Here is a 12060-nt window from a genome sequence, read left to right on the forward strand (position 1 = left end):
ATGATTAACATGCGGGTTTTCCTGTGGATTCATGGTTTACCGGCCGTTAACGCGACAGTTGCGCAACCGTATCGAGCCCTGTGAAACCCACAAAAAAACGCCCCGGATCGCTCCGGGGCGTTGCTGTTTTGGGCCAGCCGTCGGGTCAGTCGACCTTGGGCAGGGTTTCGAACTGGTGGAAGGGCGGGGGCGAGGATAGCGTCCATTCCAGCGTCGTCGCGCCGTCGCCCCATGGATTGTCCGCCGCCTTGCGCCCGCCGATCAGCGAGATGACGACGTTGACGAAGAAGAACACCATGCCGATCGCCATGATGCCGTATCCGGCCGAGGCGATGTGGTTGAAGAAGGCATAGGCGTCCGGATAGTCCGGGTAGCGCCGCGGCATGCCCTGCGCGCCAAGGAAGTGCATCGGGAAGAACATGACGTTCACGCCGATGAAGAACACCCAGAAGTGCAGCTTGCCGAGCAGTTCGTTGTACATCTTCCCCGACATCTTCGGGAACCAGTAGTAGAAGCCGGCGAACAGCGCGAACACCGCCCCCAGCGACAACACGTAATGGAAGTGCGCGACGACATAATAGGTGTCGTGCAGGACGTCGTCGACACCGCCATTGGCCAGCACGACGCCGGTCACGCCACCGACCGTGAACATGAAGATGAACCCGATCGCCCACAGCATCGGCGTGGGGAAGCGCAGGCTGCCGCCCCACATCGTCGCGATCCACGAGAAGATCTTGATGCCGGTCGGCACCGCGATGATCATCGTCGCGGCGGTGAAGTACATCTTGGTATTTACGCTCAGGCCGGTCGTGAACATGTGGTGCGCCCACACGACGAAGCCGACCGCCCCGATCGCGACCATGGCATAGGCCATGCCGAGATAGCCGAATACCGGCTTGCGGCTGAACGTCGCGACGATGTGGCTGATGATACCGAAGCCCGGCAGGATCATGATGTACACTTCGGGGTGGCCGAAGAACCAGAACAGATGCTGGTACAGGATCGGATCGCCGCCGCCGGCCGGATCGAAGAAGGTGGTGCCGAACTTGCGATCGGTCAGCAACATGGTGATCGCCGCGGCGAGCACCGGCAGCGCGAGCAGCAGTAGGAAGGCCGTAACCAGCACCGACCACACGAACAGCGGCATCTTGTGCAGGGTCATGCCCGGCGCGCGCATGTTGAAGATGGTGGTGATGAAGTTGATCGCCCCCAGGATCGACGACGCACCGGCAAGGTGCAGCGACAGGATCGCCATGTCGACCGACGGTCCCGGTTCGCCATAGGTCGACAGCGGGGCATAGACCGTCCAGCCGGTACCCGCACCGCCGCCGAACATCGTGCTGCCCAGCAGTAGCGCGAAGGCGGGGATGAGCAGCCAGAACGAGATGTTGTTCATGCGCGGGAACGCCATGTCGGGCGCGCCGATCATGATCGGGACGAACCAGTTGCCGAAGCCCCCGATCATCGCCGGCATGACCATGAAGAACACCATGATGAGGCCATGCGCAGTGATCAGCACGTTCCAGAAATGGAGCGCCTGATCGCCCTCATGTCCCGACAGCCAGGGCAGCCACTGAATGCCCGGTGCCGCGAGTTCGAGGCGCATCACCCCCGAAATCGCCCCGCCGATGATCCCCGCGACGATCGCGAAGATCAGGTACAGCGTCCCGATATCCTTGTGGTTGGTCGACATGAACCAGCGGGCGAAGAACGCCGGCTTGTGGTCGGCATCGTGGTGATGCGCGTCGTGGCCGTGCCCGTGCGCGTCGAACGCGTGGTGGCCGGAAAGGGCGGAATCGGTCATCTTACTGGTCCACGTTGCCGACGCCGCCGCCGTTGCCGGTGGCGCGCTGGGTGGAGGGAGAGGCGGCTTCGGTCGCGTTGACGACCGGCGTCGACGCGTCGCTGGCGGTGTTGCCGGCTTCCGACGTGGCGTCGGCGGCATCGGCACCCGGCTGCGGGATCACGGCACTGGTGGGGGCGGCGGCCTGCGCGGGGTTGGGCAGCGTGCCGCCCTTGGCGCGGATCCACTGGTTGAACTGCGCGACCGGCACCGCTTCGACCGCGATCGGCATGTACGCATGGCGCGCACCGCACAACTCACTGCACTGGCCGAAATACAAACCCGGCTTTTCGATCGTGAAGCTGGTTTCGTTCAGCCGTCCCGGTACCGCGTCCAGCTTGATCCAGAAGGCGGGCATCGCCCAGCTATGGATCACGTCGGTCGCAGTGGTGATCAGGCGGATCGGCACACCGACCGGCAGCACGATGCGATTGTCGACCGCGAGCAGGCGGGGGCCGTCGGCATCGGTGCGGAACCGCTGGCCCGGACCGACTTCGCCCCGTTCCTTCAGCATGTTGGCGGTCACCGACACGCCGCCATAATCGGGATATTCGTAGGACCAGAACCACTGGTTGCCGATCGCCTTCAGCGTCACCGCATTGTCGGGCGCGGGCTTGAACTGGCGTGCGAGCAGCCCGATCGACGGCACCGCGATCGCGGCGAGGATCAGCACCGGGGCGGCGGTCCAGATGATTTCGATGACGGTGTTGTGAGACGTCTTCGACGGAACCGGGTTCGCCTTTTCGCGGAAACGGAACGCGACATAGCCGAGCAGGAACAGCACCAGCAGCGAGATAATGACGATTACCGGCATCAGGATGTGGTTGTGGAACGCTTTCCCCTCGCGCCCATTCGGCGTGACCTGCGTCTGAAGGTCGATCGTGCGGTCGGTCGGCTGGCCGACATTCGGCGTCGCGACCATCCGCGGCGATCCGTCAGCGTTCAGCGTCGGGTCCTGCACCGCGGGCGGCGTCGGCGCCGCGGCGGTCGCCGGCGGCGTCACCTGTCCGGTCGGATTGGCCTCCGCCGATCCGGGGGGCGGGGCCCCTGCCTGCGGCGCGGTCGCTACCGCGCCCGTGCCCGGCGTTACTGCCGCTGGCTGCTGCGCATAGGCGGTTCCCGCCAATGCCGCGGCGGCCGCGTAAACAAACATCCTCATCCCAATGCTTCGCATCGTGTCGTGTCACCCCGTTACAAGTTATGCTGCACGCTTCTTGACCGGCGTGGTCGCATAGGGCGGGCGTTTGGAAACCCTAACCCTCCGGGCTATACGCGGCATGTCGCCCGGCCTCAAGCGATGGTTGCGAACGTACCCGGTGCCGGACTAATGCGGCGCGCGACGGCAACCGGCGGGACGACAACCATGAACGACGACGCGATCCTCGATGAATTCCGGCAGGCGGAAGCGCTGCTGGAGGGACATTTCATCCTGTCGTCGGGCCTGCGCTCGTCCCGCTATCTGCAATGTGCGCGCGTGTTGATGGACCCGCGCCGTGCCGCACGGCTGTGCGACGAACTGGCGGCCCGCCTGCCCGCTGATGCGCGCGAATCGATCGATGTCGTGATCTCGCCGGCGATGGGCGGGGTGATCGTCGGGCATGAGATGGGCCGGTCGCTGGGCGTGCCTGCCATGTTCCTCGAACGGCCGACGGGCACCTTCGAACTGCGCCGCGGTTTCCGCATCGATGCCGGCACCCGCGTGCTGATGATGGAGGATGTGGTGACCACCGGCCTGTCGTCGCGCGAGGCGATCGCCGCGATCGGGGCGGCGGGCGGCAAGGTCGTGGCGGCGGCGTCGCTGGTCGACCGGTCGAACGGCGGTGCCGATCTGGGCGTGCCGTTCTTCCCGTTGATCCGTCTCGACGTGCCGAGCTACCAACCCGATGCGCTGCCCGCCGATCTGGCGGCGATCCCGGCGATCAAGCCGGGGAGCCGCGCGGCATGAGCGAGCCACTGCGCCTCGGCGTCAACATCGATCACGTTGCGACCGTCCGCAACGCACGCGGCTCGGGCTATCCCGATCCGGTACGCGCCGCGCTGCTGGCGGCCGAGCATGGCGCGGACGGGATCACTGCCCATCTGCGCGAGGATCGCCGCCACATCACCGACGACGATATCGCCCGGCTGTCGGCGGAACTGACCGTACCGCTCAACCTCGAAATGGCGGCGACCGACGAGATGCTGGGCATCGCGCTGCGCCATCGGCCGCACGCCGCCTGCATCGTGCCCGAAAAGCGCGAGGAGCGCACGACCGAGGGCGGGCTGGATGCGGCGGGGCAGCACAACACGCTGGCCCCGATGATGCGCGAACTGGGCGCGGCGCGGATCCGGGTGTCGCTGTTCATCGAACCCGATGCGGAGCAGATCGCCGCGGCGGTGGCGCTCGGCGCACCGGTGGTCGAGTTGCACACCGGCCGCTATGCCGAATTGTCCGGCGATGAACAGGTCGCCGAACTCCGCCGTATCGCCGATGCAGCGGCGCTGGCGGCAAAGAACGGGATTGAGGTTCATGCCGGCCATGGCCTGACCTTCGACAATGTCATTCCGATCGCCGCGATCCCGCAGGTGCGTGAACTCAATATCGGCCATTTCCTGATCGGCGAGGCGATCTTTGGCGGGTTGGGGCCGATGGTGCGGCGGATGAAGGACCTGATGGAGACTGCACGGTGAGAGCCGTGCAAATCCTCCCCAAGCGTGCTTGGAGAGGGGGACCGCCGCCGAAGGCGGTGGTGGAGGGGCGGCGCGTAGCGCCGGCTGCGCCGACGCCCCCTTCACCATGCTACGCATGGTTCCCCTCCCCATCGGCGATGGGAAGGATCTGCGCATGATCGTCGGTCTCGGTTCGGACCTCTGCAACATCGACCGCATACAGTCGTCGCTCGACCGGTTCGGCGATCGCTTCCTCCAGCGGGTCTTCACCGACGTCGAACAGGCAAAGGCCGCCAGGCGTCCCTTCACCCGCGCCGGTACGCTGGCCAAGCGGTTCGCCGCCAAGGAAGCCTTTTCCAAGGCGGTCGGCACCGGCTTTGCGCAGGGCGTGTTCATGCGCGACATCGGCGTCGTCAATGCCGCGTCGGGCGCGCCGACGCTGGCATTGACCGGTGGCGCGAAAGCGCGGCTTGACGCGATGATGCCGGCGGGCCACGTCGCGAAGGTGCATCTGACGATGACCGACGATCACCCCTGGGCGCAGGCGTTCGTCATCATCGAAGCGGTGCCGGCAACAGAGTAGGACGTTCGATGGCCGATCATCTGGCGCTGGAGAACCAGGGAGTTCCCGCGTCGTCGCCGACCCCGGCGCCCGCCCACCATCATCCGCGCCGCGCGCGGCTCGACTGGAAGGGCGAAGTGCGCGGGCTGTTCTGGCTGTTGCTGGTGGTGCTGGGCTTTCACAGCTTCATCGCCAAGCCTTTCTACATCCCGTCCGAATCGATGCTGCCGGGGCTGCGCGTCGGTGATCGGCTGGTGGTGAGCAAATATGCCTATGGCTGGTCGTTCGTGTCGCCGACCATCCCCAATCCGGTGGCGATGTTCCGCGACATCGTCCTGCACCAGCCGCAGGATACGTGGAGCGTCCAGTTGCCGGCATGGCATGGCCGGCTATGGGGTTCGTTGCCGGAGCGGGGGGATGTGGTCATTGTCAAGCCTCCGGGAAGCAACACCGACCTGATCAAGCGTGTCATCGGCCTGCCGGGCGACCGGCTGGAGGTGGCGGGGGGCGTCGTCTACATCAACGACGTGGCCATTCCGCGCAAGGCGATGGGCGACGCGATGATCCCGGTCGACGCCAATACCCGCTGCGATCCGGACCAGTATCCGGGCGCGCTGGTGCAGACCGACAAGGGGGCGTTCTGCCGCCTGCCGATGTACCGCGAGACGCTGCCGAACGGGCGGCGATATGACACGATCGACTTCCGCTATTCGCAGGGGGACAATTTCGCGCCGATCGTGATCCCGGCCAACCATGTCTTCCTGATGGGCGACAATCGCGACAACAGCGCCGACAGCCGCTTTTCGGAAGCCGAGCGGGGCTTGGGCGGACCGGTACCGTGGGAGAATATCGGCGGACGGGCCGAGTTCATCACCTTCTCGCTCGACGGCACGACCAGCCTGAACCCGGCGACATGGTTCAGTTCGTTCCGGAGCGGCCGCGCGGGTACCTCGCTGGTGCCGGCGAGCGGCGCCGCGCAGTGAGCGACGTGACGCTGTACGACTATTTCCGGTCGTCGGCGGGGTATCGCGTCCGCATTGCGCTCAACCTCAAGCGCGTCGCCTATGACCGGGTGGAGATTTCGCTGGTGCAGGGTGAACAGCGCCGGGCCGAGCATCTGGCGCGCAACCCGCAGGGACTGGTCCCGGCGCTGGCGTTGTCCGACGGTACGGTGCTGACCCAGTCGCTGGCGATGCTCGACTGGCTCGACGGCACCTGTCCCGAACCGCGCCTGTTTCCGTCCGATCCGCTCGCTCGTGCTCAGGCGATGGCGCAGGCGCTGGTGATCGTCGCCGACATCCACCCGATCGACAATCTGCGGGTATTACAGCGGCTCGAAAGCCAGTTCGGGGCCGATGCCGGGGCCAAGGCGGACTGGTATCGCCACTGGATCGCGCTGGGGCTGGATGCGCTGGAGGCGAACGCGCCAACCGACGGCTTTTTCGGAGGCGCTGCGCCGGGCGTGGTCGATTGCTGCCTCGTGCCGCAACTCTATAATGCGCGGCGGTTCGAACTGGACCTGTCGCCATGGCCGAAACTGGTCGCGATCGACGCGCGGGCGGCGTGCTTGCCCGCCTTTGCCGCCGCGCATCCCGACCGGGTGGCCGACCGGATGGCGCCCGCGGCATGATGCTGGCGAACGCCGGGCCAGGCGCGTAGGACGTCGCGCGACATGGTAAGCGATACCGAGGCCGTACGGGGTGGTCCCGACCTTGCCGGGCTGGAGCCGCTGGAGCGGTTCCGCCCGCGCTGGCCGCGTATGCTGGGTGCGGCGCTGTCGGCGCTGATGATCGTCGGGCTGGCGTGGGAGCTGTTCGACCATGGCTGGGCCGGGGTCGGACTGGCCGCGCCGGATTCGCCGTGGTTCTATGCGTTCTTCGCGCTCGCCTATCTCTCGCCGCCGCTGTTCGACTTCGTCATCTTCCGCGCGCTGTGGCGGTTGCCGTTCGACGGCTTCGGGGCGTTGGTGCGCAAGCGGATCGCGAACGACGTCGTCATCGGCTATTCGGGCGACGTATTCTTCTATGCATGGGCGCGTGCCCGGCTGAAGATGGTAACGGCGCCGTTCGGTGCGGTGAAGGACGTGACGATCCTGTCGGGGATCGCCGGCAATATCGTGACCGTGGCGATGCTGGCGGTGGCGCTGCCCTTTGCGTTCGAATTGTTCACGCCGCCGCAATTGCGGATGCTGGCATGGTCGGCGGCGGTCGCGGTCGGGATTTCGGGCGTGCTCCTGTTGTTCTCGCGGCGGGTGTTTTCGCTGTCGGCGCGGACGCTAGGCTGGATCTTCGGCGTGCATTGCGCGCGCCTGATCCTCGGGTCGCTCGCCTTCGGCATCGCCAGCTATTTCGCGATGCCGCTGGTATCGATCAAATGGTGGCTGTTCCTTGCCGCCGGGCGTCTCGTGGTGGCACGGCTGCCGCTGTTGCCGAACAAAGACCTTCTTTTCGCCAACTTCGCGATTATGTTCATCGGGCATGGCGAAGCCTTGTCCGACCTCGTCGCGTTCGTCGCGACACTCACCCTGTTTACCCACGCGGTGTTGATGGCGGCATTCGGGCTTCCTGCGCTCGCAAGGAAAGAATGATGCAATTGCCCATGACGCTGCTCGGTGCGGCGTTGCTCGTCGCGACGCCCGCCGCCGCGCAATCGATCGGCAGCGACGCCGCCGCCTGCAACAGCGGGCAGGGGCCGGCGATCCGCGTCAACGTCGTCGGGCTGAAGGACCGTACCGGCCGGCTGAAGCTGGAGCTGTACCCGGCCAATGACGACGATTTCCTGAAGGACGATCGCGACCTGCGTGCCGAGGGCAAGTTCTTTCGCCGCGTCTGGGCCGACATGCCCGCGTCCGGGGCGGTGCAGCTGTGCATCCGCGCGCCATCGCCCGGCCGCTATGCGTTGCTGTTCACCCATGATCGCGATGGCCGCAACAAGTTCAATTTCATGCGCGACGGCGCGGGGTTTCCGGGCGCGGGGAAGCTCGGGCGCGCCCGGCCGAAACTGGCCCAGGCGATCGTCAACGTGCCGGCGGGCGTGACGACGACGACGGTGCGCGCCCAATATCTGCGCGGACTGGGCGGTTTCGCCCCGCTGGGCTGAACGATCCGATGCGCGTCGTCGACGTCAACGAATTCTATTCGCCCACCGGCGGCGGGGTCCGCACCTATATCGATCACAAGATGACGATCATGGCCGAACTGGGCCATGAACTGATCGTCATCGCCCCCGCCAAGCACAATGCGGTCGAGGAACGTCCCGGCGGCGGTCGCATCCATTGGGTGAAGGCACCGACGCTGGTCCTCGACCCCAATTACGGCATCTTCCTGCGCGGCGGGGCGATCCACGCGCTGCTCGACGAACTGCATCCCGACGTGGTCGAGGCGTCGAGCCCGTGGCGTCCCGCCACCATCGTCGCCGACTGGCCGGGCGATGCGGTAAAGGTCTATTTCGCGCATAACGACAATGTCGGCGCCTATCCGCTGCGCTGGTTCGAACGCATGGCCAGCCGCGAGCGGATCGAGGAGGCGTTCATGTGGTGGACGCGCTATATGGCGCGGTATCTGGCCAAGATGGATGCGTTCGTCACCAACGGCCCGGCGCTGGAAAAGCGGCATGCCGCGCGCGGGCTGACGGTCCATGCGTCGATGCCGCTCGGCATTCAGCGCGGCTTCTTCTCGCCCGAACATCGCGACGAACAACTGCGTGCGTCGCTACTCGAACAGCTGGGCCTGCCGCCCGAGGGTCATTTGCTGCTCGGGCTGGGGCGGCACCATGCCGAGAAACGCTGGCCGATGATCTTCGACGCGGTCGAGATGGCGGGCGAGCATCTGCCGGTGGGCATGATCCAGATCGGCAGCGGTGTGCATACCCGCCGACTGGAGCACCGGTTGCGCAACAGCCCGCATATCAGGCTGTTCCGGCCGGTGTACGACCGGGTGCGCCTAGCGCGGATCATGGCCAGTTGCGATGCGCTGATCCACGGATCGGATGCCGAACCGTTCGGACTGGTCGGGCTGGAGGGTCTGGCATCGGGCCTGCCGCTGATCGTGCCCGACGAGGGCGGCTGCGCGGAGATCGCCGAGCCGGGCTTTGCCGAAACCTACGCCGCGCGCGATCCCCGATCGGCGGCGGACGCGATCGCGCGGCTGTTCGCGCGCGACTATGATGTGGTCAAGGCGGCGGCGAACGAAGCGGCGGCGCGAGTCAGGACCGATCGCGACCATACGATCGACCTGATGCGTTATTATGAAGGGCTGGTAGCGGAGAAGGCACAGCGTTTCCCGGCATGGTTCGCGCGATAATTCCTCCCCGTGCCGGGGAGGATTTAGGTCAGGCTCTTCCCCACCTGTTCCAGCATATCCTTCGACAGCCCCGGCATCGACAGGATCCGCTCCAGTTCCGCGCGCATCAATACGCCGCGCGCACGGTCGAACCGCCGCCAGCGGGCGAGCGGCGGCAGCATCTTCGCCGCCGTCTGCGGATTGATCCGGTCGAGGGCGATCAACTGGTCGGCGAGGAAGCGATAGCCGGCGCCATCGGCTCGGTGGAACGCCTTCTGATTCATGCTGAACGCGCCGAGCAACGCGCGGGCACGGTTTGGATTGGTCAGCGTGAAGTCGCGATGGCCGGCGAGGTCGGCGACCTGTTCGAACGCATCGGCCCGCGTCGACAGCGCCTGGGTCGTGAACCATTTGTCTAGCACCAGCGCATTGTCGCGATAGCGGTTGTAGAAGATGTCGAGCGCGGCGACGCGGCTGTCCGAGTCCGAGTTGACCAGCGTCATCAACGCGCCCTGCCGGTCGGTCATGTTGTCGGCCTGCCGGAACTGGGCAAAGGCGAGGTCGTCGGCATCGCCCGCCCCCGATGCCGCGATATAGCCCAGCGAGACGGTACGCAGCCGGCGCTTGCCCTTGGCATCGGGGGTATACTCGAACGCTTCCGCCTCGGTCCCGGCATAGGCGGCGCGCCATTCGGTCAGCAGCGCGCGGCCGATATCGGCGCGGAGCGCCTCGCGCGCGGTGAAGATCGCGTCGGGATCGACCACCCCCATCTGATCGCCGACGAAGCTGTCGGAGGGGAGCAATACTGCCTCTGCGACGAATGCCCGGTCGAGCCGGTCGTCGGCCAGCGTGTTGCCGACCGCCTCGATCACCGCCGCATGGTCGCCGTGCCCGCTCGCGACCGAAGCGACCAGCGTGTCGAGCATCAACTGCTGCATCGCTTCGTAGCGGGCGAAGGGATCGTCGTCCTGCGCGCTGAGGAACGCGAGGTCGGCCGATCCGCGATCGGTCTCGACGATGACCGGTGCCGAAAAGCCGCGATTGATCGACAGGACCGGGCGTTCGGTCACGGTTTCGAAGGTGATCGATCCCTGTTCCTCGTCGAGGATGAAGAGATGCTCGTCGCTGAGCGCGCGGCCCGTCTCCGCCCCGAACAGGCGAACGCGCAACGGCAGCACCATCGGCAGCTTGGTCGGCTGCCCCGGCGTCGGCGGCACGGTCTGGGTCAGCGACAGCGTCGCCCGCCCGCCGCCGGCTTCGTGCGCCAGCGTCGCGACGACGCGCGGGGTGCCGGCCTGTTCGTACCAGCGGCGGAACCGGGACAGGTCGATGCCCGACGCATCTTCCATCGCCACCACGAAATCCTCGCAGGTCGCCGCCGTCCCGTCATGGCGGCTGAAATACAGGTCGGTGCCGGCGCGGAACGCGGTCTCGCCGAGGATCGTCGCGATCATGCGGACGACCTCCGCCCCCTTGTTATAGATGGTGGCGGTGTAGAAGTTGCTGATTTCCTGATAGGCGTCCGGCCGGATCGGATGGGCGAGCGGACCGGCATCCTCGGGGAACTGCGATGCGCGCAGCGACCGGACATCCTCGATCCGCTTGACCGCCGCCGACCCCTGATCGGCGGAGAATTGCTGATCGCGCAGGACCGTGAAGCCCTCCTTCAACGACAGCTGGAACCAGTCGCGGCAGGTGACGCGGTTGCCCGACCAGTTGTGGAAATATTCATGGGCGACGACGGCGGCGATGCCGTCATAGTCGTAATCGGTCGCGGTGTCGGGGTCGGCGAGGATGTAGCGACTGTTGAAGATGTTCAGCCCCTTGTTCTCCATGGCGCCGAAATTGAAATCGTCGACCGCGACGATGTTGAACACGTCCAGATCATATTCGCGGCCGTACACGCGCTCGTCCCATGCCATCGACGTCTTGAGCGCGCGCATCGCATGGTCGGTCTTGGCCAGATCGGGTGCGCGGACCCAGATGCCGATTTCCACCTCGCGCCCCGACGCGGTCACGAACCGTGCGCGATTGGCGACCAGATCGCCGGCGACCAGCGCGAAGAGATAGCAGGGCTTGGGGAAGGGATCGGACCATTCGGCCCAGTGGCGTCCATCGTCCAGATCGCCCGCCGCCATCGGATCGCCATTGGCGAGCAACACCGGAAACCGTGCCTTGTCCGCCGTCAGCTTCACCCGGTAGCGGCTGAGGATGTCGGGGCGGTCGGGGAAGAAGGTGATGCGGCGAAAGCCCTCCGCCTCGCACTGGGTGCACAGATTGCCGCCCGATGCATAGAGGCCCATCAGCTGGGTATTGGCCTGCGGTTCGAGCTCGACCTCGGTCGTGATTTCGTGCGCGTCGCCGGGCAGGTCGAGGACCAGCGCGCCGTCCTCCAGCCGCCAGTCGTTGCGCGGCGTGCCGTCGACCGCGACCGACAGCGGCGTCAGCCCGTCGCCGTCGAGGCGCAGCGGGCCGGTGCCGTTCCGTTCGACCGACAGCGTGGCGCGCACGCGCGTGCTGCGGGGATCGAGATCGAATTCCAGCGCGATCGAGGGGACCTGCCATTCGGGCGAACGATAGTCGCCGCGACGGATGATCGGCGGGGCCATCGGAGTACGCGTCGCATCGACCATCATCTTCTCACCCGTTTCAATCGCGTTCGTGCCGTCGTTGCGTGGGGTCACGGCATTGGCTACGCCTGTATCTATGATCGCTTGTCGAAGGAT

The 12060-nt window shown here is 66.3% G+C and carries 11 protein-coding genes; 8 read left to right on the top strand and 3 right to left on the bottom strand.

Translation table 11 applies throughout. The features are described 5' to 3' along the window. Nucleotides 1-145: 145 nt before the first annotated feature. Together ctaD and coxB are read right to left on the bottom strand one after the other, a co-directional pair. The gene (gene ctaD, locus ASE91_RS07115) at nt 146-1804 is read right to left on the bottom strand and encodes a cytochrome c oxidase subunit I (protein WP_056624323.1); all 1659 of its coding nucleotides are present in this window, start codon (nt 1802-1804) and stop codon (nt 146-148) included. Nucleotide 1805: 1 nt separating this feature from the next. After that, complete coding sequence (gene coxB / locus ASE91_RS07120; RefSeq protein ID WP_056624326.1) at nt 1806-3002, bottom strand: cytochrome c oxidase subunit II; 1197 nt, start codon at nt 3000-3002, stop codon at nt 1806-1808. 204 nt (nt 3003-3206) lie between these two features. Between coxB and pyrE the strand changes: the two genes are divergently transcribed. The 8 genes from pyrE (at nt 3207) to ASE91_RS07160 (ending at nt 9355) form a co-directional block, all read left to right on the top strand. Next, complete coding sequence (gene pyrE, locus ASE91_RS07125; RefSeq protein WP_056624646.1) at nt 3207-3788, top strand: orotate phosphoribosyltransferase; 582 nt, start codon at nt 3207-3209, stop codon at nt 3786-3788. Then, entirely contained in the window at nt 3785-4513 is a 729-nt protein-coding gene (locus ASE91_RS07130; protein WP_055996661.1) for a pyridoxine 5'-phosphate synthase, read from the top strand. The genes pyrE and ASE91_RS07130 overlap by 4 nt, the downstream gene beginning before the upstream one ends. A 154-nt stretch (nt 4514-4667) precedes the next feature. Continuing rightward, nucleotides 4668-5075 carry a holo-ACP synthase gene (gene acpS, locus ASE91_RS07135; RefSeq protein WP_056624649.1) on the top strand — a complete coding sequence of 136 codons (408 nt, stop codon included), beginning with the start codon at nt 4668-4670 and terminating at the stop codon, nt 5073-5075. 8 nt (nt 5076-5083) lie between these two features. Beyond that, a complete protein-coding gene (gene lepB / locus ASE91_RS07140) occupies nt 5084-6037 on the top strand; it encodes a signal peptidase I (RefSeq protein ID WP_056624329.1) in 954 nt (317 codons plus the stop codon). Beyond that, entirely contained in the window at nt 6034-6684 is a 651-nt protein-coding gene (gene maiA, locus ASE91_RS07145; protein ID WP_056624332.1) for a maleylacetoacetate isomerase, read from the top strand. Before lepB ends, maiA begins: the two co-directional genes overlap by 4 nt. A gap of 42 nt (nt 6685-6726) precedes the next feature. Next, complete coding sequence (locus ASE91_RS07150) at nt 6727-7641, top strand: hypothetical protein (RefSeq protein ID WP_056624333.1); 915 nt, start codon at nt 6727-6729, stop codon at nt 7639-7641. Continuing rightward, nucleotides 7641-8153 (top strand): DUF2141 domain-containing protein, encoded by a 513-nt coding sequence (locus tag ASE91_RS07155; RefSeq protein WP_056624652.1) that lies wholly within the window; start codon nt 7641-7643, stop codon nt 8151-8153. Before ASE91_RS07150 ends, ASE91_RS07155 begins: the two co-directional genes overlap by 1 nt. An 8-nt stretch (nt 8154-8161) precedes the next feature. Next, the gene (locus tag ASE91_RS07160; RefSeq protein WP_055996650.1) at nt 8162-9355 is read left to right on the top strand and encodes a glycosyltransferase; all 1194 of its coding nucleotides are present in this window, start codon (nt 8162-8164) and stop codon (nt 9353-9355) included. A 23-nt stretch (nt 9356-9378) separates the two neighbouring features. Here ASE91_RS07160 and pepN read toward each other — a convergent pair whose 3' ends face one another. Next, nucleotides 9379-11967 carry an aminopeptidase N gene (gene pepN / locus ASE91_RS07165; protein ID WP_056624656.1) on the bottom strand — a complete coding sequence of 863 codons (2589 nt, stop codon included), beginning with the start codon at nt 11965-11967 and terminating at the stop codon, nt 9379-9381. Nucleotides 11968-12060: the final 93 nt, after the last annotated feature.

Origin of the sequence: Sphingomonas sp. Leaf62, assembly GCF_001421915.1 — a bacterium.
GTDB lineage: Bacteria > Pseudomonadota > Alphaproteobacteria > Sphingomonadales > Sphingomonadaceae > Sphingomonas.